Origin of the sequence: Gallicola sp. Sow4_E12 (genome assembly GCF_052116305.1) — a bacterium.
GTDB lineage: Bacteria > Bacillota > Clostridia > Tissierellales > Peptoniphilaceae > JBQKLI01.
In genome coordinates this window covers 1-21,676 of the sequence record NZ_JBQKLI010000019.1, presented here as the reverse complement: position 1 = coordinate 21,676, position 21,676 = coordinate 1, and the positions used below count along the sequence as shown (strand labels likewise).

Genomic DNA, 21,676 nt, shown 5'->3' with positions numbered 1-21,676 from the left:
ATCCTCCTTTCTATTATGTTGGTACTTGTAAATGAAGGAATAAACCGTTATGTTCTAAAAACAAAAAAGCCAAGCAAGGCAGGAAAATAGTATTCTAAAGATTGCTCTATCGAGAACAGTAAGAGCAGAAAAGTATAGGGAATAGAGATCAAATGATTTCTATTCCCTATTATTTTTTATAGAAATCAATACCGCACAAACGTTCTCTCAAAAGTACAATAGAACAGAGTGCTACATTAGTTTTTTCTTTTTCATTATATAAACGATACCTGTGACTACAACAAGACTGATAAATATAACATAGAGATACCCAAAACGGTGGCTGAGTTCAGGCATATACTTGAAGTTCATGCCATACCATCCAGCGATAAGAGTCAAAGGGGAAAAAATCACAGTTATCGTAGTGAAAGTCTGCATGGTCTTATTAAGATTGAGATTGATAAGGGAGTCGTAAGCATCTCGTACTTGAGTTAAATAGTTTCGAAGAAGATCATTATTGTTGGAGTAACGTTCGATTCTATTTGAAAGATTTCTTAAAAAATGCAGATTCTGGTCTTGCAGCAAGCCATTTTCATTGTCAGCTAAAACTTCAATAACATCTACGAGCTGATCGTAATAATCTTCCAGTTCCAATAGTTCGTGATTTATGGTCATAATTTCGCTGCTAAACCCCTGAGGCGTTTCGTTCTTTAATATCATATTATCTAATGTTTCTATCTTTCGCTGAAGTTTTCCGTAAATCTGGTTATGAGGCTGGATCAATGTATAGAAGAAATGGTAGAGTATTTTTCCAAAATCCATATTTTCTATCGATGTATCCTCGAGGCTTTTGCAAATTGCTGTTTTCGTAGACTGGTCTTTATCTTCAATATCGACAATAATAAGTCTATTTTTATCGAGATAAAGACCGATACGGTCGTGGCTTTGGTCCGGTGAATGAAAATTTAAGATATCCACTATGGAAAATGTGTAGCGGACATTCTGGGTAGCGGTATTAGCAATAATAGGGTCGGGTTCGGACAAAGTGTGCATAATAATTGTATCTATGTTATATTCTTTTAAAAAGGAATTCATCTCTTCTTTGCTTAGATATGCTACAATCAATTTGTCCTGATTGAGCATTTCTTTATCAAAAGGACGATCTGTCGAAAAATCGGGTGTTATAAGCATTGTATACCTCCATTTTATTCTCTATCTACTATTATATAGGCAATAGAAAAATAAACATAGTTGTATTTGACAACGCCTGTATAAGGTGATAAAATGGTCAAGGACAAAAAAATGGATAGCTATGAGATTCTTTTTTTTGCTAAAATTTAATTGAGGAGGTGGACATATGCCAACTATAAATCAGATTATCAAACAAGGAAGACAAAAACAAAAATCAAAATCTAATTCTCCAGCTTTAGGTGTTAATTTCAACAGTATCCGTAAAACGTATACTCAAGTAAATTCTCCACAAAAGAGAGGAGTTTGTACTTCTGTAAGAACTGTAACTCCTAAGAAACCTAACTCAGCTTTACGTAAAGTAGCCAGAGTTCGTCTTTCAAACGGAATGGAAGTTAACTCTTACATCCCAGGAATCGGACACAACCTTCAAGAACATAGTGTTGTTTTAATTCGTGGTGGAAGAGTAAAAGACTTACCAGGAGTTCGTTACCATATTGTTAGAGGTGCACTTGACACAGCAGCTGTTGCTGACAGAAAACAAGGTCGTTCTAAATATGGAGCAAAAAAACCTAAATAAGAAATTTTAAGCTGCTTAATGTAAGAACGAATTTTTAATACAAAAAGAAGATTTTCACATACATTACAGCACAACGGCGGAAGTCGAGTACCGTAGAACTACTACAATTTGGTAAGGAGGGAAGCAAAGTGCCAAGAAAAGGTCATATACCTAAAAGAGAAGTAATGCCGGATCCATTATATAATGATAAGGTGGTTACTAAACTTATAAATAATATCATGTTAGATGGTAAAAAAGGAACGGCTCAAACAATTGTTTACAAAGCCTTTGATATCGTAAAGAATGAAACAGGTGAGGATGCTTTAGAAGTATTCTATAAAGCATTAAACAACATTATGCCAGTTCTTGAAGTTAAATCTAGAAGAATCGGTGGAGCGAACTATCAAGTTCCAATCGAGGTTCGTCCAGAAAGAAGACAAACACTAGGTCTTAGATGGTTGACTACTTATTCTAGAAATCGTGGCGAACGTACGATGATTGACAGATTAGCTCGTGAAATCATCGATGCATCTAACAATTCAGGTGCCAGCGTTAAAAAACGAGAAGATGTTCATAAGATGGCTGAAGCAAATAAAGCTTTTGCACATTATAGATATTAATCACTGTATCATCCTAGAATTAGGAAGGAGACAAAATGGGAAGACAATACTCATTAAAAAACACCAGAAATATCGGAATCATGGCTCATATCGATGCGGGTAAAACTACAACTACTGAGCGTATTCTTTACTATTCTGGTAAAATTCATAAAATTGGAGATACCCATGATGGTGCTGCTCAAATGGACTGGATGCAACAGGAGCAGGAAAGAGGTATAACCATCACTTCTGCTGCGACAACTTGTATCTGGAAAGATCACAGAATCAATATCATTGATACTCCTGGACACGTTGACTTCACAGTTGAAGTTGAAAGATCCTTAAGAGTATTGGATGGGGCGGTTGCTCTATTCGATGCAAAAAGCGGAGTTGAGCCTCAGTCAGAAACTGTTTGGAGACAAGCGGATAAATACGGGGTACCAAGAATTTGTTTTATTAACAAAATGGATGCGACAGGAGCAGATTTCTTCGCGTCAATTGAAACAATAAGAGATAAATTACGTACAAATCCAGTTCCTCTAGAAATTCCTATCGGAGCTGAAGATAAATTCGTTGGAGTTGTAGATTTAATTACAATGAAAGCGCATATATATAAAGACGAATTAGGAACTGATATCGATATTACAGATATCCCTGAAGAGTTAAAAGATCAAGCAGAAGAGTATCGTAATCTATTAATCGAAAACGTAGCAGAACACGATGAAGAGATTATGATGAAATATCTTGAAGGCGAAGAACTTACGGAAGATGAGATCAAAGCGGCAATCCGTAAAGGAACAATGAATTTAGGAATGAACCCGGTATTATGCGGTTCTGCATACAAAAACAAAGGGGTACAACCTTTGCTGGATGCTATCCTAGATTTCATGCCCTCACCACTTGATGTACCTGCAATCACAGGTATTATTCCAGGGGAAGAAGAGCCTTCTGAAAGAAAAGCTTCTGATGATGAGCCATTCTCTGCACTTGCTTTCAAAATCGTTACGGATCCTTTCGTAGGAAAATTAGCGTATTTCAGAGTGTATTCAGGAGTATTACAATCAGGAAGCTATGTATACAACTCTACTAAAGGCAAAAGAGAGCGTATTGGCCGTATCATGATGATGCATGCGAATAAAAGAGAAGAAGTTGAAACAGTTTATGCAGGGGATATTGCTGCTGCTGTAGGACTTAAAGATACAACAACTGGAGATACTCTTTGCGACATGGATAATGAAATTATCCTTGAAAAAATGGAGTTCCCAGAACCTGTAATCGATGTAGCGATCGAGCCTAAAACAAAAGCATCTCAAGAAAAAATGAGTATTGCTTTACAAAAATTGGCAGAAGAAGATCCAACTTTCAGAACTTATACAGATGAAGAAACAGGACAAACTATTATCGCAGGTATGGGTGAACTTCACCTTGAAATTATCGTAGACCGATTATTAAGAGAGTTCAAAGTAGAAGCGAATATTGGTAATCCTCAAGTTTCTTACAGAGAGTCTATTACAAAACCATCAGAATCAGACATGAAATATGCTCGTCAGTCTGGTGGACGTGGACAATATGGTCATGTTAAGATCAAACTTGAGCCTCAAGAAGAAGGATCAGGTTTTGAGTTTGTAAATGCGATCGTTGGGGGAGCTATTCCAAAAGAATATATCGGTTCTGTAGAAGAAGGAATTAAAGAAGCTTCAGAATCAGGAGTTCTTGGCGGATACCCAGTACTTGACATCAAAGTTACATTATATGATGGATCTTATCATGAAGTCGACTCTTCAGAGATGGCTTTCAAAATTGCTGGATCTATGGCATTCAAAGATGCTAACAGAAAAGCAGATCCTGCATTATTAGAGCCGATGATGAAAGTCGAAGTTACAACTCCTGATGAATATCTAGGAGATGTAATGGGAGATATTTCTTCAAGAAGAGGTAAAATCAATGGTATGAATCCTAAAGACGGTATTCATATTTTAGATGCTTATGTTCCTCTAGGAGAAATGTTTGGGTATGCAACAGACTTGAGATCAAACACTCAAGGACGTGCAACTTATTCTATGCAATTTGACCACTACGAAAAAGTACCGAAATCTGTTTCAGAAGAAGTACTAGGAGATAAAAAATAATTTAAGTCGGGAGGAATCACTCAATGTCAAAAGCAAAATTTGAAAGAAATAAACCCCATGTTAATATCGGAACTATCGGTCACGTTGACCATGGTAAAACAACATTAACAGCAGCGATCACATTAGTATTAAACAAAAGGTTCGGTTCTGGAGAGTTCGTTGATTATGCAAATATCGACAAAGCACCAGAAGAGAGAGAAAGAGGAATCACAATTTCTACTTCTCACGTAGAGTACGAAACAGCAAACAGACACTACGCACACGTAGACTGTCCAGGCCATGCCGACTACGTTAAGAACATGATCACAGGAGCTGCCCAAATGGACGGTGCAATCCTAGTAGTATCAGCAGCAGACGGTCCAATGCCTCAAACAAGAGAGCATATCTTACTTGGCCGTCAGGTAGGAATTCCTAAAATGGTCGTATTCCTAAACAAACAAGACCAAGTTGACGACGAAGAATTAATCGAATTAGTAGAAATGGAAGTAAGAGATCTATTAAACGAATACGATTATGACGGAGACAACACTCCAATCGTAGTAGGATCTGCATTAAAAGCATTAGAAGATCCAGACGGAGAATGGGGAGACAAAATCGTTAAATTGATGGAAGAAGTAGATGCATACATCGACGAGCCAACAAGAGACGTAGATCATCCATTCCTAATGCCTGTAGAGGACATCTTCTCAATCACAGGACGTGGAACAGTAGCGACTGGTAGAGTAGAAAGAGGCCGTGTATCTGTAGGAGACAACGTAGAAATCGTAGGACTTGCAGACGAATCAAGAACAGTAGTAGTAACAGGAGTTGAGATGTTCAAGAAACAACTTGACGACGCGCAAGCCGGAGACAATATCGGAGCGTTGCTACGTGGGGTACAAAGAGAAGAGATCGAAAGAGGACAAGTATTAGCAGCTCCAGGATCTATCCACCCACATACAAAATTCGAATCTGAAGTATATGTATTAACAAAAGAAGAAGGTGGACGTCATACACCATTTTTCAGCGGATACAGACCACAATTCTACTTCAGAACAACAGACGTAACAGGAAACATCGAACTAGAAGATGGAGTAGAAATGGTAATGCCAGGCGATAATGCAAAATTCATCGTTGAACTTATCACTCCAATCGCAATCGAAGAAGGACTACGTTTCGCTATCCGTGAGGGTGGAAGAACAGTAGCTTCAGGCGTTGTTACTAAAATTGTTGAATAAGAAAACTTTAAAGAGGACAGTTTCGGCTGTCTTCTTTTTTTGATTTGATAAGGGAAAGAGATTTAAAAGAAAGAGTGAAGAGTGATAGAGTGAAAGAGTGGAGTTATGGATGAAAAATGAAAAGAGCATTCATTTTTCTACGTAGGATAATGAACCTTTAGAAAACTTTCCTATATCCGTCATGCTTTATAGAAACAGGGGAGTACCTTACGACGTTTTTTATATATGAAGAAAATGCTTTGCATTTTCCGCCACCCCTACTTCCTAAAAGCTATAACCTATTTCCTGTGTTTTACATACTATATCTTCACTCTTCGACTCTTTTTCTCCGTCCTTAGTTCTGTTTTAAAAGCTTTTTAAGGCAATAAAAAAACGAGGTACATCCTCGTTTTATGGCGATATATATTTAAATAGAATAATTTATTTTTCGTGGTAAATAATTCTCACTGGCATTCCAACGGCAGTAGTATTTGCAGGAACATCGTCTAAGACTAGAGCGCCAGCCCCGATTTTAGAGCCCTTACCCAAAGTGATATTTCCAAGAACTGTGGCTCCGGCACCCACGAGGACATTGTCTTCTACGGTAGGGTGGCGTTTAGCGTCTTTTTCATTACCGGTTCCTCCAAGAGTTACACCATGGTAAATGGTTACATCATTACCGATGACAGCAGTTTCGCCGATTACAATACCCATCCCATGATCCATAAAGATTCTTTCACCGATAGTAGCGCCAGGATGAATTTCAATACCTGTCTTTTTTCGTGTACGCTGAGAAATCCACCGTGCAAAGGTTGTTCTTCCTTTTAGATATTGCTTATGGGCAATCTGATGCGATATAATAGCACGGATAGATGGATATAAAAAGCAGGCTTCGAACATGCTTTTACATGCAGGGTCTTTTAATAATATATTCCGGCCTTCAATTTTAATTCGTTTTATAATATTCATAGCATTCACCTAAATGGATATCCTTTCTTTAATCACAGTGCTAAAAAGCGCTATATGATTAATAATACACTATTTTAATATAACTTACAAATAGCCTACTAAAACAGAATGATTTAAAGAAATATATTGACAAAAAGCTGTATTCATGGTAATTTTAAGTGTACGTGCAGTTATGTACAATAAAGCATAGGAGGTGCACTATGGCAGATAAAGTAATGTTGGAATGTACTGAATGTCACAATAGAAATTACAATACGACTAAAAACAAGAAAAATGTTACAGGCCGTATGGAATTAAAAAAATATTGTAAATTCTGTAAAACACATACAGTTCATAAAGAAACGAAGTAAGGGCGGTGGATTAATATGGCAACCAAAACCAATACTCAAGGAAACAAGACGAATACGAATTTTGCAAAAGGAATTCAATCGGAATGGAAAAAAATTGTTTGGCCTACGAAGGAACAAGCGATTAAATATTGTGTATCCGTTGTGATCATTTCGATTTTGGTAGCATTAATTGTTTTTGGACTCGACAGCATCATTCATTTCTTACTTGGTCTAATCGTTCGTTAGATTTAAAGGAGGGAAGACCGTTATTGGTCCTATGATATGACAGAAAGCAAAGATTTACGCGAAAGAGAAAACGAAGCAAAATGGTACGTAGTCCACACTTACTCCGGACATGAAAACAAAGTAAAAGCAAATATCGAAAAAATGGTAGAGAATAGAGGATATGTAGATGATATCTTCGAAGTAGCCGTACCTACTGAAGAATATGTTTCAACAGTCGGCGGCGGCAAGAAAATTAAAGAGAGAAAACTCTTCCCAAGTTATGTATTTGTAAAGATGATTATTAATGATGTCTCATGGTATTTAGTACGTAATACAAGAGGCGTTACGGGCTTTGTAGGTCCAGGTTCCAAACCAGTGCCTCTAACAGAGAGAGAAATGAAGTCCTTTGGTATTGCAGACATCCATCTTCCTGATGTAGATGTAAATGTAGGCGATAATATCAAAGTTGTTTCAGGAGCCTTTAAGGATTTCTCGGGATCTGTTGAAGAGGTAAATCAAGAAAAAAGAAAAGTCAAAGCTTTTATCTCGATCTTTGGACGAGATACAAGTGTTGAACTTGAATTTGATGATATTGAAACCATTTAATTTGAAAGAAAATTGAGTAGTCATTTGTTATAGATTGAAGTGGGAGGGTCATTCCCGACAAACCACAATAGTTTAAGGAGGAACTAAATCATGGCTAAGAAAGTACAAGCAATCGTTAAGTTACAAATCCCTGCGGGACAGGCAACTCCAGCGCCACCTGTAGGTACTGCCCTTGGACCACACGGGGTAAATATTATGCAGTTTACAAAAGAATTCAATGCGAAAACTGCAGATCAAAATGGTATGATTATTCCTGTTGTTATGACAGTATACCAAGATCGTTCATTTACATTTATTACTAAAACACCACCTGCAGCAGTTCTAATTAAAAAAGAATTAGGATTAAAAGCAGCTTCTGGCGAACCGAATAAAACAAAAGTTGGCCAATTGACTAAAGAGCAGGTTCAAAAAATTGCTGAAATCAAAATGCCTGATCTAAACGCTGGAAGTTTAGAAGCAGCAATGGAGATGGTAGCAGGTACTGCAAGAAGTATGGGAGTTACAGTAGAAGAATAAAAATCAGTGGGAGAGAAATCGTTGGGACCACAAGGAGGTTACTTACTATGGCAAAAAAAGGAAAAAAATATCAAGAGAGCGTTAAATTAATAAATGCCACAGAAGAGTATGATTTACAAGAAGCGGTAAAACTTGTTGTAGATACAGCTAAGGCAAATTTTGATGAAAGCGTTGAATTACATGCTCGTCTAGGAGTCGATTCTAGACATGCAGACCAGCAAGTCAGAGGTACTATCGTACTTCCAAACGGAACAGGTAAAGAAGTAAAAGTTGCAGTATTTGCAAAAGGCGATAAAGCTGAAGAAGCAAAAGCTGCAGGTGCGGATTTTGTTGGAGCAGAAGATCTTGCAGATAAAATCCAAAAAGAAAACTGGTTTGACTTTGATGTAGCGATCGCTACACCTGACATGATGGGTGTTGTGGGTAAGATTGGTCGTCTTTTAGGACCTAAAGGTCTTATGCCAAACCCTAAATCAGGTACAGTTACTTTTGATGTAGCTGATGCAGTGAAAGAAGTAAAAGCAGGTAAAGTAGAATACCGACTTGATAAGGCAAACATTGTACACGTTGCTGTTGGAAAAATTTCTTTCGGCGAAGAGAAAATTTCCGAAAATATCAGAGCTCTTATGGAAGCTATCGTTAAAGCAAAACCATCTAGCTCTAAGGGTAAATATTTAAAATCAGTATCTATTTCTTCTACAATGGGTCCTGGTGTTAAAATGAACGGAACTCAGTTCGCGGTAAAATAATAAAATTAAAAAGTCTCAAGATTTTCTTGAGACTTTTTGTTTGACTATTTTCGGGAGCCTATAAAAATCATAGGTTAAAGAATTAAGAATAAAATCTCAAATAAAAAGCTTGACAATACTTCTTGATTTGATATACTTATAAAGTCAATTAAATAGGCTACCGTAGACAGTAGGGATCGAAAGATTATAAAAATCCTACAGAGGTGGAAGTTAGATAAAATATACTATCTTTCTGCCTTTGTGCAGAAAGATTTTTTTGTGTAGCCTTTATGGAGGTGAAAGAATAGAATGAAAGAATATGTTTTGAAACAAAAACAAGACATTATCAACGAAATCAAAGAAGCGTATGAAAATTCACAATCAGTAGTATTAGTGGAGTACCGCGGACTTGATGTAGCTGAGATCACTGAATTAAGATCAAACTACAGAAATGCAAATGTAAATTATAAAGTGTATAAGAACACTATGATGAAGCTTGCATTTAAAGAGTTGGGCATTGAAGAATTCAATGAATACTTAACAGGACCGAATGCCGTAGCATTCAGTACAGAAGATGCTGTAGCTGGTGCTAAGGTTTCAAATGATTTTGCAAAAGATCATGAGAATCTAGTGATTAAAGCAGGTATCGTTGATGGAAAAGTGATTGGCGTTGAGGAAGTAAAAGCTTTAGCATCATTACCATCAAAAGAGGTTCTTATTGCTCAAGTACTTGGTACATTAAATGCACCAATTTCTGGATTTGCAAATGTACTTCAAGGTACAATCCGTCAAGCAGTTTACGCATTAAATGCAGTAAAAGAGAAAAAAGAACAAGAAGAAGTAGCATAGTCGCATAAAAATTATAAAACATTCTAGGAGGAATATATAACATGGCAAGCGAAAAAGTAACTCAATTAGTAGAGCAAGTAAAAGAATTAACAGTATTAGAATTATCTGAATTAGTAAGCGAATTAGAAGAAGAGTTTGGAGTATCTGCAGCAGCTCCTGTAGCGGTTGCAGCAGCTGGAGCACCAGCAGCAGGCGGAGCAGCTCCTGCAGCTGAAGAAAAATCTGAATTCGACGTAGAATTAACTGAAGTTGGAGCAGAAAAAATCAAAGTTATCAAAGTAGTTAAAGAAGCAACTGGTCTTGGACTTAAAGATGCAAAAGCTATCGTTGATGAAACACCAAAAGTAATCAAAGAAGGCGTTGCTAAAGAAGCAGCTGAAGAATTAAAAGCTAAATTAGAAGAAGTAGGCGCTACAGTTACTTTAAAATAATTTAAGAGAAAGAGGATTCCTAAGGAGTCCTCTTTTATATTGACTAAAATACTTTATTATGATATAGTAAAAATAATATTTAAATAAGGAACAATGAACGGATGAGTAGGTTTTATCTGAATGCAGAGAGTTGCTGGTTGGTGAAAAGCAATGGAGGAAGAAACTGAAGATGACCCGGGAGTTCGATATGAATGAGGATCTGATTTATCAGATTGAAAAAGAGTGGTACCACGGATAACCTTCGTCTCTTAGGAGATAGGAGGCTTTTTTTATGCAAAAAAGGAGATATTATGACTGAAAAAAAACCCTATTATATAACAACACCTATTTATTATCCTAGCGATAATCTGCACTTGGGCCATACCTACACAACGATTATTGCGGACACATTAAAAAAATACAAAGAGATTCAAGGCTATGATGTGTTCTTTACAACAGGAACCGATGAACACGGACAGAAACTTTTTCAAAAGTCGGAAGAAGCAGGAAAGACACCATTAGATTATATCGATCCGATCGTAGCCAGTGCAAAAGAGCTATGGAAGAAGTTAGAGATCAATTATGATGCCTTTGTGAGAAGTACAGATCCTCAACACGAAAAAAACGTTCAGGATATCTTTCAAAAATTATACGATAAAGGCGAAATCTATAAATCTGTATACAAAGGTCATTATTGCACACCTTGCGAATCCTACTGGACAGATGCCCAGCTTGTAGAGGGTAAATGTCCGGACTGCGGCAGAGAAGTCCACTATCACGAAGAAGAGTCCTATTTTTTCAAGCTCTCGGCTTATAGAGACCGTCTTCTGAAATTATATGAAGATCATCCAGAGTTTATCCAACCAGAATCTAGAAAAAATGAGATGATCAATAATTTCTTAAAAGATGGATTAGAAGATTTATCTGTATCTCGTACAGGCTTTGACTGGGGTGTACCTGTACCTTTCGATGAAAAGCATGTTATCTATGTGTGGATTGATGCCCTTAGCTGTTATTTAACAGGAATAGGATATGGTAGAGTCGAGAAAGAATTTAACCGATACTGGCCTGCGAATGTTCATTTGGTAGGTAAAGAAATAGTAAGATTTCATACAATAATTTGGCCTGCACTTCTTATGGCCTTAGATCTTCCTCTTCCTGAGCGGGTGTTTGGACATGGATGGATCTTGTTTGATGCGGATAAAATGAGCAAATCGAAAGGCAATGTGGTTTATCCAGAGCCGATCATAGATTTATACGGAATCGACGCATTAAAATATTTTGTACTGCGAGAATTTACCTTTGGTCAAGATGGTAATTTCGTTACGGAGAAATTTATACAAAGAATGAATTCTGACCTTTGCAATGACTTGGGGAATTTAGTTTCCAGAACAATTGCCATGATTGAAAAATATAATGCCGGAATCATTCCTGCTGCAGACAAAAAAGAGGATGTAGATAATGAACTGATTCAAACAGCCACAGAGGCTCTTACTATAGTAGAAGATTATATGGAGAGTTTGAACTTCAGCCAAGCATTAGAGGAGATCTGGAAAGTTATACGAAGAACAAATAAGTATATCGATGAAACTACTCCATGGATATTAGCGAAAGAAGAAGATGAAGAACGATTAGATACGGTTATGTATAATTTGGCGGATTCTTTACGTATCATCTCTACTCTTCTTAAACCGTTCCTTTCTCATACAGTAGAACGTATCTCAATACAAATGAATTTTAATGATTTATTCTGGGAAGATGCAGGGGACTTTGGAAAGACTGCTCCTGGAACGAAAGTGCATAAGACAGAGAATTTGTTCCCTAGACTGGATGTGAAAAAGGAAGTTGAGAGGCTGCAGGCTGAAAATAAAAAACTGATAGAAAAAAGAAAGAAGGAAAAAATGGCTGAAAACAATAAGGACGAAATTATAGAAGAAACAAAAGAAGAATTTATTACAATAGATGATTTTGACAAAGTAAAACTTCAAGTCGGATTAATCGAAAAGGCAGAAAGACATCCAGATGCAGATAAACTCCTTGTATTCCAAGTGAAAGTCGGAGAAGAGACAAGACAAATTGTTTCAGGAATAAAAAAATGGTACGAGCCGGAAGAATTGGTTGGAAAAAAAGTGATTGTCTGTATGAATCTAAAACCCGTAAAATTAAGAGGAGTCGAATCAAACGGTATGCTTCTTGCGGCGGATAAGGGAGAGAAATTAACTATGCTTTCCGTACTGGAAGATATAGAAGATGGAGCTGAGGTTTCCTAATGAAATATTTATACGACAGTCATGCGCATTTAGATGATGATCGATTTGATCAAGATCGGGAAGACATCATCAAGTCTTTAAAATCAAACGGTATCTCTTTAGTGATCAATCCCGGTGCAGATATGAAATCAAGCAGAAAAGCGATGGAGTTAGCGGACCGTTATCCTAATATTTTCGCAGGAGTGGGTATTCATCCTCAAGATGCTTCCCATTATCAAGAAGAAGATTTGGAAATCCTTCGGAAGTGGTCAGAAGATCCTAAAGTGGTGGCCATAGGCGAGATTGGGCTGGATTATTATTATGGAAAAGATAATAAAGAAGAGCAGATTAAACTCTTTAGAGAGCAGATGAAGCTCGCTTCGGAGATGAGCCTGCCGGTTTTAATACACATGAGAGATGCTACCGAGGATACTTATAATATCTTAAAGGAATATGAAGGGAAAGTCCGTGGAATCATGCACTGTTATTCCGGTTCAGTGGAGATGGCGGAATTATTTATGAATTTAGGTTATTATATTTCCTTAGCCGGAGTAGTTACTTTCAAAAATGCGAAAGCTGCGAAGGATGTAGCTAAGAAAATTCCGCTGGAAAGACTGCTTATCGAAACAGATTCTCCTTATCTTACACCAGAGCCGAATCGAGGCAAAAGAAACGAACCGAAGTATGTAAAGCATGTTGCAGATAAAATCTGCGAACTAAGAGGGATCAGTTTAGTAGAATTATCAGATGCTACAAGAAGAAATACAGAAGAACTATTCGGACTTCAAGGAGTAGAACTTGATTAAAGAAATAATAGTAGTAGAAGGAAGAGATGATGAAGTCGCAGTTAAGAGGGCGTTAGACTGTGATACCATCGCATCAGGAGGACTGTATTATAACAAGGGTTTTCTAGAAGAACTTAAAAAAGCTCAAGAAGAGAGAGGGATCATCATCTTTACCGATCCGGATTATGCGGGAGAAAAGATACGCAAACAGATTAATAAAGCGGTGCCTGGAGCGAAAAATGCCTTTCTAGATCAGGAAAATGCAATAAAAAAAGGCGATATTGGTGTAGAAAACGCCTCTTCTTCCGCGATCGTTGAAGCAGTGATGTCCGCAAAGCCCCAAGAAATACAGAGAAATGAGACCTTTACAAGTTCTGATCTTGTACAGCTGGGACTGGTGGGACAAGGATCCAAGGAACGAAGAATTGCTTTAGGAAAAAAATTTCATATAGGATATGGAAACGGAAAGCAGTTTCTAAAAAAACTCAATACCTACAATATTACCCGAGAAGAATTAGCAAAGGCGGTTGAAGAACTGGATGAAAGATAAACGATTATATCAGCCTCAGTATATTCGTGAAATATTAGAACAATACGGATTTACTTTTTCAAAGGCATTAGGACAGAATTTTTTAATCGATGGTAATGTAGTTCGAAATATCGCCGAAGGAGCCGAAGTTTCAAAAGAAGATATTATATTAGAAGTAGGTCCAGGCATTGGTACACTGACTGAAGAACTTGCGATGAGAGCGAAAAAAGTATTTTGTGTTGAAAAAGATTCCAGGCTGATACCGATTTTAAAAGAAACGTTAAAAGATTTTGATAATATTCGATTTATAAACGAAGATATTTTAAAATTTGATTGGGATAGTTTTATGGAAGAACATACTGAAGGCAAAAGAATCAAAATTGTAGCGAATCTTCCATACTATATTACGACTCCGATTATCGAATCGATATTAAAAAGAGCGGATCGAGTTGAATCTATTACTGTAATGGTTCAAAAAGAAGTAGCTGAAAGAATGGTGGCTACAGAGAAGGATTCAAATTATGGAAGTCTATCTTTGTTTATCCGATATTTTTCAGAAGCCAAAATCATTGCAAAAGTACCGAATCAGGTTTTTATGCCGAAACCGGATGTAGATAGTGCAGTCATTCGTTTAACCACAAGAAATCTAAATTATCCAGGGGATGAAGAGTTTCTTTTTGGTTTGATACGATCTGGCTTCGTGAAAAGAAGAAAAACAATTTTAAATTCTTTGACAAAAGGATTTGTACAAGTCGATAAAAAGAATTTAAGAGAAGTGTTGGAAGAGTTGTCAATCTCCGAAAAATCAAGAGCAGAAAACTTGTCTATGGACGACTTTATGAATATAGCTCTGCTTTTAGAAAGAGGAAGGACGATATAGAGTAGAAGGAAGAAAGCGAGGATGAGAAGATGCCTTTAATTATCCCTAAAGATCTGCCGGCTTATGAAAAGCTTTTAAAAGAAAATGTATTCTTAATGGATGCGGAAAGAGCAAAAACCCAAGATATTCGTCCGCTGGAAGTGGCGATACTTAATCTGATGCCGAAAAAAATAGAAACAGAAACACATCTGCTGAGAATGATCTCCAATACAGCGCTGCAGGTTAATATCGACCTTATCCGTACGAAATCTCATAACAGTAAAAATACCAGCAAAGCTCATCTGGACCGGTTTTATATCACTATTGACGATGTGAAGGATAAAAAATATGATGCCCTTATTATTACAGGAGCACCTGTGGAACTGTTAGAGTACGAAGACGTAAACTATTGGGATGAACTGGTTTCGATAATGGAGTTTGCAAGAACCAATGTATATTCTACCATGTTTATCTGCTGGGCAGCTCAAGCGGCGATGTATCATTACTATGGATTGAAAAAGGATTTCTATAAAGAAAAGCTCTTCGGAGTCTTCAGCATGACATTAAAAAAACTGACGAGCCTTACAAGAGGTTTTGACGATCATTTTTATGCCCCTCACTCTAGATACACTTATGTTACAACCGAAGAAATTGAGAAAATAGATGAGATCGAAATTTTAGCCTGTTCTCCAGAAGTTGGAGTGCACCTTGCTGCAACAAAAGACAACCGTTTTATTTTTGTTTCAGGACACGGGGAATACTCTGCAAAAACATTGGATAGGGAATACAAGAGGGATCTAGAAAAGGGGTTGGACATCGAACCGCCTAAAAATTATTATAAAAATGATAATCCCAAGGAAGGAATTAATATCCGTTGGATGGCCCACAGCAATCTCTTATTTTCGAATTGGCTGAATTATTGTGTATATCAAGAAACTCCATACGATTTAAATAATATAGAAGAGAAGAAAATAAAGAAATAAAAAAGACGCCGCAAGGCGTCTTGTATTTTTATTGATTCAATTGTTCTAGTAGATTATTTACATCAAGGCCGTGAACCATTGCAGCTTCTTCTAAACTCTCCATTTGACTTGCGGGACATCCTACACAACCCAAACCGTTTTGCATTAAAATATTTATAGATTCAGGATATGTTCTGATAATATCACCGATTAACATGTCTTTTGTTATTTTCACAATAATACCTCCTTCATTTTGATCTACTTTAATTTTACCTTTATCTATTAAAATAATCAAGTTTAAATCGAGATTATTTAAAAAAAACAAATAATACGCTCGAGATGCAATTTTTTGCAATTTATGGGTATATATTACTAAATAGTATTAATGAAGGAGTGAAAAAAATGAAAATGAATTTAACACAAGCTGCAAGAGACGAGCTTATAAGATTAGATAAAGGAAATACTCTCTTTCGATTAAAGGTTGTAAATTTTTCCTGAAGCGGCGTTCGATTCTCTATAGTTATAGATGAAGAAAGAGACGGCGATTCAAAATTTGAAATGGAAGGTTATACTTTTGTTATCAGCAATGCGATTTACGAAACTTTTAAACGATTCAGTGTAGATTATATTCCGGCAGGTTTAAGACGCGGATTTGATATAAAAGGCTACCCTGAAAACGAGAATGAAGAATTTGGATGTTAATCTTGACAAAGGAATCTATTGCAAGTATAATATTGAATTGATTTTTTTCGAACTCTGTGTTACAATAGATATACAGTTATGGGACCCATAAGGAGGGCGATCATTTGAAAGCTGTCAAGAGTTTGGAATCTATCAAGTTACAGATCAGGGATAATATTGGAAAAGATGTTATCGTAAAAGCGGATAAGGGAAGAAACAAAATTATCACGAATAAGGGTGTTATTGATAATGTGTTTCCTAGCGTGTTTACTGTAAGGGTATATAACGACTACGATAAGGAAAGAACAGTTTCTTATACTTATTCGGACTTATTAACATCTACAGTGGAATTACAGCTTTGCTAAAAACGACGGAAACGTCGTTTTTTTATTTGCACTAGAGTATGATATAATTTAGGCATTATTATTAATTCCAAATTTGGAGGAATACATGAATACAATACAATTAGATTCCTTTGCAAAAATTAATTTATCCCTGGATGTTTTAGAAGAAAGGGAAGATGGATATCATAATATAGATACCATCATGCAGTTAATTGATTTGAAGGATGTCATAGAAATAGAATGTATAGATCAAAATGAATGCATCATTGAATGCAACAATCAAAATATTCCCCTAGATCATACGAATTTAGTACATAAAGCATGGGAAGCTCTTAAAAAATATACGGGGATTCAGCAGGGAATAAAAGTTCATATTCAAAAGAACATACCTGTTGCTGCGGGGCTTGCCGGAGGAAGCTCAAATGCTGCGGCGGTTATAAAAGGTCTCAATGAAATCCTTGGATTAAACTTGAGCAAAGAAGAGATGATGGAAATCGGAATTGGGATCGGCGCTGATGTACCTTATTTTTTTATGGAAAAAACCGCAAGAGCAACCGGTGTAGGAAATATATTTGAAGAAATATCTCCCTTGAAGACAGAGGGGGTTCTTATAGTAAATAATGGCAGAGAAATCAGTTCAAAGGAAGTCTACGAAGACATAGAAACTTCTGAAAAAAGTAAAATAGGAAAAGTGGTTTCTGCTATAGAAAATCAAGACCTCAATGCCCTGCGTGAATCCGCCTATAATACAATGGAAAAGGTAGTATTTGAAAAATATCCGAAGATACATGATATTAAAAATAGACTGTTATCTTTAGGAGCGGATGTGGTTTTAATGTCTGGTTCTGGTGCAACGGTCTTTGCGATTACAAACACCCTTGAAAAACGAAATGGGATTTATGAGGAATTAAAAGAGGATTATCCAATCGTCTTTAAAGCTAAAACGATATAAGGAGGAACTATGGACAATCGCAGTATTGGAATATTTGATTCCGGTGTAGGAGGACTTACAGTGCTGTTGGAGTTAAAAAAAGCCCTTCCCCATGAAAATTTTATTTATTTCGGCGATACAGCCAGAGTGCCTTATGGAGGAAAGTCGAAGGATGTCGTAATGCAGTATTCGATGGAAGCTGCTCATTTTTTAAAAGACAAGGGAATAAAAATACTCGTTATCGCATGTAATACTGCTACTGCCTTTGCGCTGGATTATTTAAGGCAGGAGCTGGATATACCGGTAATCGGTGTGATTAAAGCAGGTGCAGCCTCTTGTGTCGGAAATCTTTCTGGAAACAGAGTAGGGGTTATAGGAACGAAAGGCACAGTGAAATCACAAGCCTACAATAAGGCGCTATTGGAATTAAATCCAAATTTAATAATTCATTCAAAAGCCTGTCCTTTATTTGTGCCGGTTGTCGAAGAAGGAATGGCAAAAGAAGATCTGACAAAGGGGATTATCCGCTATTATCTGCAGGAATTTGTCGATACCTCCGTGGAATCTATCATTTTGGGCTGTACTCATTATCCTGTGATGGAAGAGGTTATAAAAGAAGTCCTCGGCGATCGTATTGCTTTAATAAATCCTGCTTATGAGACGGCACAAGAAGTAAAGAAAGTTGTCTCAGAAAAGGGATACGTTGCGGAACGAAAGGAAAAAGGTTCGGTAAAATACTACTGCAGCGATGAAGCGGAAAGTTTTTACGAAGTTGGAAAAAGGATAGTACCCATCGAAAGCTGCGAAATCGAAGAAATTGACTTAATGGATATTGTTTTAAATGAATAAAAATGTTGATGGAGAGAAGTATGAAGAATAATGTTGTAAGGGCTTCTTTTGTTGTAGCGATAATAGGAATAATCTCTAAAATAATGGGTACTGTAAGACAATCCTTAATCGCCTATAGCTTTGGGCAGAGCGCTTTAACAGATGCCTACAATTCAGCCTATAAAATAGCTTTTTTAAGCACCGTTCTCCTAAATGCCTCAATCGTCATGGTAATCATCCCTATAATGGACAAAGCGAAGACGAAGGAAGGTCTTGAAGGAAAGAATCGTTTTTTCAACAATGCTTCTACTCTTGTTCTTGTTTTAAATATAGTCTTGAGTATTATAAGTGTTATAGGTGCTAGACTTTTGGTCGATCTTGTTTCGCCGGGTTTCAGCGAAGAAATAAAAAATATCACTGTAGATCTGGTAAGGATTATTTCTCCTTCCATTATATTTTTAGGAGTTTCTATCTGCTTAGGAGCTTATCAGCAGTCGAATTTTATTTTTGCTCCCTATGCAGCAGTAGGTATTATTAACAATATTGTGTTTTACATCTACCTTTTGATTATGGGGAAAGAGGCTTCAATATATGGATTGGGGATTATAACGAGTTTAGGTGCAGTTGCACAGATGATCTTTATGATTCCCTTTATGCGAAAACAGGATGTTGCTTATAAGCCCCATCTTGATTTGCAGTCGGACTATATGAAAGATGCGATGAGCATGTTCATGCCTTTAATGCTTTTGCAAGGAGTAGCCCAGATAGATGTATTTGTAACGAACGCACTGGCTACAAATATAGATACGGGTATGGTGTCGGTACTGGATAACGCCTACAGATTATTCAGCGCATTTATGAATTTATTCGTGATGACGATTTCGACGGTTTTATTTCCGCTTTTATCAGAAGCCTTTAATAAAAAAGATTATACTTCTATCAAAAAAATGGTAAGAGACGGTATGGATTTCATTGCATTGATCCTTATTCCTGCATCGATTGGGGTGATAGCTCTTGCCACTCCTATCGTTCAAGTTGTGTACGAAAGAGGAAAATTTACAGCTCTTGATACTGAAATGACGAAAGCAGCTCTTATTGGTTATGCTATCGGTATGCTGGGAAATGGACTGAAGGTTTTCTACAACCGATTATTTATCAGTTTTCAAGATTCGGTGATACCTTTTATAAACGTAGTGTTCAATACGGTTTCCAACGTGCTGTTAGCCCTTCTTTTAATCATACCTCTTAGTTTCCGAGGACTGGCTTTAGCACAGGGACTTGCCGGAATTTTATCTGCTGTGCTTTTTATGTATCATTTTAAGAAGAAAATTCCGGATATACATTATAAGACTTCTATTATTAATTTTTGCAAATTATTTATAATAGCAGCGGTTATGGGCGTAGCAGTTCATTATATTTATGAAACAATTGTATCTTATATTGGCAACTCGAATCTGCAGGTTTTAATAGCAATGTCTGGAGCCATCCTTGTCGGTTTAGTTATCTATATATTCGGGATTTATCTTTTAAAGATTGATTCTGTTATCCGATGGATGGATCATTTCAAAAAGAAAGTAAAGAGATAGAGGAAAGGAGAATTATTTGAAAGAGTATGATAAAAACATCTGGTCATCATTAGATGAAACAGAAATAAAAAAACTAATGGAATTCTCAGAAGGATATAAAGAGTTTCTGAACAAAGGAAAAACGGAAAGGCTGGCTGTAAAAGAAATTATTAATCAAGCAGAAAAGAAAGGCTTTATTAATGTTGAAGAAATTTCTAAAGGCAGTTTTAAAAATCAAAAGATATATTATAACTATAAAAATAAAGCCGTCGTTTTAATGGTGCTGGGAAACGATCTGCGGGAGGGAATGAACATCATAGGTTCCCACATCGACTCACCCCGATTGGATTTAAAACCGGAACCATTGTATGAAGACGGAAATCTTGCTTTATTTAAAACTCACTATTACGGAGGAATTAAAAAATATCAGTGGACAACCATTCCTCTTGCATTATACGGAACGATGTTTAATAGTGAAGGAGAAAAAATCGAAATCAGTATAGGAAACGATAAAGAGGATCCTGTCTTTTTTATCAATGATCTTTTGATCCACCTCGGAAAAGACCAGATGAAGAAATCGCTAGCGGATGGAATTGAAGCGGAACAGTTAAATGTTATAGCTGGTCATATAGCGGAATCTTCTGACGAGAATGAAGGGGTAAAGGAGAATGTTCTTCGATTATTAAAAGAAAAGTACGATATCGAAGAAGAAGATTTTAGAATATCAGAGCTGGAAGTAGTGCCAGCAGACAGGGCAAGAGATGTGGGATTTGACCGAGGGCTGATCGCAGCTTATGGCCAAGATGATAGAGTCTGTGCTTATACTTCTCTGCAAGCAATACTTGAAATCGAAAAACCAGAAAAAACGGCTGCTGCTCTTTTTGTAGATAAAGAAGAAATCGGATCTGTGGGAAATACTTCAATGAATGCCAAATTCTTTGAAAATCTAGTTGCAGAGCTTCTAGCTTTATCCAACGACTACAATGATCTCTATCTAAGAAGAACATTAGCTGCCTCAAATGTTTTATCAGCGGATGTAACAGTAGCTTTTGATCCTACTTTTCCAGAAGTGCTTGAAAAAAACAACGCAGCAAAGCTTGCCCATGGGGTAACACTTACGAAGTATACGGGCAAAGGCGGCAAAGGCGGAAGCAATGATGCCAATGGAGAATATTTAAACAAGATAAGACAAATATTCCAGAAAGAAGACATTATCTGGCAGACAGGAGAATTAGGCAAAGTTGATCAAGGCGGCGGAGGAACCATCGCTTATATATTAGCGGAACATGGTGCAGAAGTAGTGGATATGGGAGTGGCAATGCACTCCATGCATGCCCCTATGGAACTTACCAGCAAGGCGGATGTATACATGACTTACAGAGCTTATAAAACTTTTTACGAAAAAATGAAATAAATCCTTGACAAATTAAATCTGGCTTGGTATTATAGTTAGGCACTCAAGAGTGAGTGCCTTTTAATTTGAAAAGATTAAAAGTTAAAAATAAAAAAACTCAAAAAAACTTCAAAAAAAGTGTTGACAAGGATAAAACATCCTGATATACTTAAGAAGTTGTCGCTTGAAAGAGCGGCGGAACCTGAACAAGAGAATAACATAGAAACTTTGAGCAGATGTACATTTGTACAAACACAATAAATTCGGT

General features: G+C 36.7%; 25 protein-coding genes and 1 other annotated feature. Of the genes, 22 read left to right on the top strand and 3 right to left on the bottom strand.

What is annotated here, in order from left to right; all coding sequences use genetic code 11:
* Positions 1-231: 231 nt before the first annotated feature.
* Positions 232-1,170: a magnesium transporter CorA family protein gene (locus ACTQ46_RS09475; protein WP_441749331.1), complete on the bottom strand. Its 939-nt coding sequence runs from the start codon at positions 1,168-1,170 to the stop codon at positions 232-234.
* A gap of 166 nt (positions 1,171-1,336) precedes the next feature.
* Between ACTQ46_RS09475 and rpsL the strand changes: the two genes are divergently transcribed.
* The 4 genes from rpsL to tuf all read left to right on the top strand — a co-directional run bounded on the left by rpsL (position 1,337) and on the right by tuf (position 5,671).
* Positions 1,337-1,747, top strand: coding sequence for a 30S ribosomal protein S12 (rpsL, locus tag ACTQ46_RS09470; RefSeq protein ID WP_441749329.1), 411 nt, complete (start codon positions 1,337-1,339; stop codon positions 1,745-1,747).
* A 128-nt stretch (positions 1,748-1,875) separates the two neighbouring features.
* Positions 1,876-2,346, top strand: coding sequence for a 30S ribosomal protein S7 (rpsG, locus tag ACTQ46_RS09465; RefSeq protein WP_441749327.1), 471 nt, complete (start codon positions 1,876-1,878; stop codon positions 2,344-2,346).
* 35 nt (positions 2,347-2,381) lie between these two features.
* A complete protein-coding gene (gene fusA, locus ACTQ46_RS09460; protein ID WP_441749325.1) occupies positions 2,382-4,454 on the top strand; it encodes an elongation factor G in 2,073 nt (690 codons plus the stop codon).
* Between the two features lie 23 nt (positions 4,455-4,477).
* The gene (tuf, locus tag ACTQ46_RS09455; RefSeq protein ID WP_441748145.1) at positions 4,478-5,671 is read left to right on the top strand and encodes an elongation factor Tu; all 1,194 of its coding nucleotides are present in this window, start codon (positions 4,478-4,480) and stop codon (positions 5,669-5,671) included.
* 420 nt (positions 5,672-6,091) lie between these two features.
* On the opposite strand, the gene epsC is transcribed toward tuf, so the two are convergent.
* Positions 6,092-6,619, bottom strand: a complete 528-nt coding sequence (epsC, locus tag ACTQ46_RS09450) for a serine O-acetyltransferase EpsC (RefSeq protein WP_441749323.1) — start codon at positions 6,617-6,619, stop codon at positions 6,092-6,094.
* Positions 6,620-6,819: 200 nt separating this feature from the next.
* Between epsC and rpmG the strand changes: the two genes are divergently transcribed.
* From rpmG to ACTQ46_RS09390, 12 genes are all read left to right on the top strand, one after another.
* Positions 6,820-6,969, top strand: coding sequence for a 50S ribosomal protein L33 (gene rpmG / locus ACTQ46_RS09445; RefSeq protein WP_441749321.1), 150 nt, complete (start codon positions 6,820-6,822; stop codon positions 6,967-6,969).
* 15 nt (positions 6,970-6,984) lie between these two features.
* The gene (gene secE, locus ACTQ46_RS09440) at positions 6,985-7,194 is read left to right on the top strand and encodes a preprotein translocase subunit SecE (protein WP_441749319.1); all 210 of its coding nucleotides are present in this window, start codon (positions 6,985-6,987) and stop codon (positions 7,192-7,194) included.
* Between the two features lie 36 nt (positions 7,195-7,230).
* On the top strand, positions 7,231-7,779 hold the full coding sequence (nusG, locus tag ACTQ46_RS09435; RefSeq protein ID WP_441749317.1) for a transcription termination/antitermination protein NusG: 549 nt from the start codon (positions 7,231-7,233) through the stop codon (positions 7,777-7,779).
* Positions 7,780-7,869: 90 nt separating this feature from the next.
* The gene (gene rplK, locus ACTQ46_RS09430) at positions 7,870-8,295 is read left to right on the top strand and encodes a 50S ribosomal protein L11 (protein ID WP_441749316.1); all 426 of its coding nucleotides are present in this window, start codon (positions 7,870-7,872) and stop codon (positions 8,293-8,295) included.
* A 47-nt stretch (positions 8,296-8,342) separates the two neighbouring features.
* Entirely contained in the window at positions 8,343-9,044 is a 702-nt protein-coding gene (gene rplA, locus ACTQ46_RS09425; RefSeq protein ID WP_441749314.1) for a 50S ribosomal protein L1, read from the top strand.
* A 142-nt stretch (positions 9,045-9,186) separates the two neighbouring features.
* Positions 9,187-9,310: a sequence feature (ribosomal protein L10 leader region), on the top strand.
* A gap of 22 nt (positions 9,311-9,332) precedes the next feature.
* Positions 9,333-9,872, top strand: a complete 540-nt coding sequence (gene rplJ, locus ACTQ46_RS09420) for a 50S ribosomal protein L10 (RefSeq protein ID WP_441749312.1) — start codon at positions 9,333-9,335, stop codon at positions 9,870-9,872.
* 41 nt (positions 9,873-9,913) lie between these two features.
* Complete coding sequence (gene rplL / locus ACTQ46_RS09415) at positions 9,914-10,303, top strand: 50S ribosomal protein L7/L12 (RefSeq protein WP_441749310.1); 390 nt, start codon at positions 9,914-9,916, stop codon at positions 10,301-10,303.
* Between the two features lie 287 nt (positions 10,304-10,590).
* Positions 10,591-12,552, top strand: coding sequence for a methionine--tRNA ligase (gene metG / locus ACTQ46_RS09410; RefSeq protein WP_441749346.1), 1,962 nt, complete (start codon positions 10,591-10,593; stop codon positions 12,550-12,552).
* Positions 12,552-13,337: a TatD family hydrolase gene (locus tag ACTQ46_RS09405; protein ID WP_441749308.1), complete on the top strand. Its 786-nt coding sequence runs from the start codon at positions 12,552-12,554 to the stop codon at positions 13,335-13,337. The genes metG and ACTQ46_RS09405 overlap by 1 nt, the downstream gene beginning before the upstream one ends.
* Complete coding sequence (gene rnmV / locus ACTQ46_RS09400; protein ID WP_441749306.1) at positions 13,330-13,866, top strand: ribonuclease M5; 537 nt, start codon at positions 13,330-13,332, stop codon at positions 13,864-13,866. Before ACTQ46_RS09405 ends, rnmV begins: the two co-directional genes overlap by 8 nt.
* Complete coding sequence (gene rsmA / locus ACTQ46_RS09395; protein ID WP_441749304.1) at positions 13,856-14,725, top strand: 16S rRNA (adenine(1518)-N(6)/adenine(1519)-N(6))-dimethyltransferase RsmA; 870 nt, start codon at positions 13,856-13,858, stop codon at positions 14,723-14,725. The genes rnmV and rsmA overlap by 11 nt, the downstream gene beginning before the upstream one ends.
* Positions 14,726-14,754: 29 nt before the next feature.
* Positions 14,755-15,687, top strand: a complete 933-nt coding sequence (locus tag ACTQ46_RS09390; RefSeq protein ID WP_441749302.1) for a homoserine O-succinyltransferase — start codon at positions 14,755-14,757, stop codon at positions 15,685-15,687.
* Positions 15,688-15,715: 28 nt separating this feature from the next.
* Here the strand turns inward: ACTQ46_RS09390 and ACTQ46_RS09385 are convergent, their stop codons facing one another.
* Positions 15,716-15,901, bottom strand: coding sequence for a DUF1858 domain-containing protein (locus ACTQ46_RS09385; RefSeq protein ID WP_441749300.1), 186 nt, complete (start codon positions 15,899-15,901; stop codon positions 15,716-15,718).
* Positions 15,902-16,224: 323 nt separating this feature from the next.
* On the opposite strand from ACTQ46_RS09385, the gene ACTQ46_RS09380 reads away from it, so the two are divergent.
* The 6 genes from ACTQ46_RS09380 (at position 16,225) to ACTQ46_RS09355 (ending at position 21,429) form a co-directional block, all read left to right on the top strand.
* Complete coding sequence (locus tag ACTQ46_RS09380; RefSeq protein ID WP_441749298.1) at positions 16,225-16,368, top strand: hypothetical protein; 144 nt, start codon at positions 16,225-16,227, stop codon at positions 16,366-16,368.
* Positions 16,369-16,472: 104 nt separating this feature from the next.
* On the top strand, positions 16,473-16,712 hold the full coding sequence (locus tag ACTQ46_RS09375) for a Veg family protein (RefSeq protein WP_441749297.1): 240 nt from the start codon (positions 16,473-16,475) through the stop codon (positions 16,710-16,712).
* A gap of 85 nt (positions 16,713-16,797) precedes the next feature.
* On the top strand, positions 16,798-17,643 hold the full coding sequence (gene ispE / locus ACTQ46_RS09370) for a 4-(cytidine 5'-diphospho)-2-C-methyl-D-erythritol kinase (RefSeq protein ID WP_441749295.1): 846 nt from the start codon (positions 16,798-16,800) through the stop codon (positions 17,641-17,643).
* A 9-nt stretch (positions 17,644-17,652) separates the two neighbouring features.
* Positions 17,653-18,471 carry a glutamate racemase gene (murI, locus tag ACTQ46_RS09365; RefSeq protein WP_441749293.1) on the top strand — a complete coding sequence of 273 codons (819 nt, stop codon included), beginning with the start codon at positions 17,653-17,655 and terminating at the stop codon, positions 18,469-18,471.
* 20 nt (positions 18,472-18,491) lie between these two features.
* Positions 18,492-20,036 (top strand): murein biosynthesis integral membrane protein MurJ, encoded by a 1,545-nt coding sequence (murJ, locus tag ACTQ46_RS09360; RefSeq protein ID WP_441749291.1) that lies wholly within the window; start codon positions 18,492-18,494, stop codon positions 20,034-20,036.
* A gap of 16 nt (positions 20,037-20,052) precedes the next feature.
* Positions 20,053-21,429: an aminopeptidase gene (locus ACTQ46_RS09355; protein ID WP_441749289.1), complete on the top strand. Its 1,377-nt coding sequence runs from the start codon at positions 20,053-20,055 to the stop codon at positions 21,427-21,429.
* Positions 21,430-21,676 lie beyond the last annotated feature (247 nt).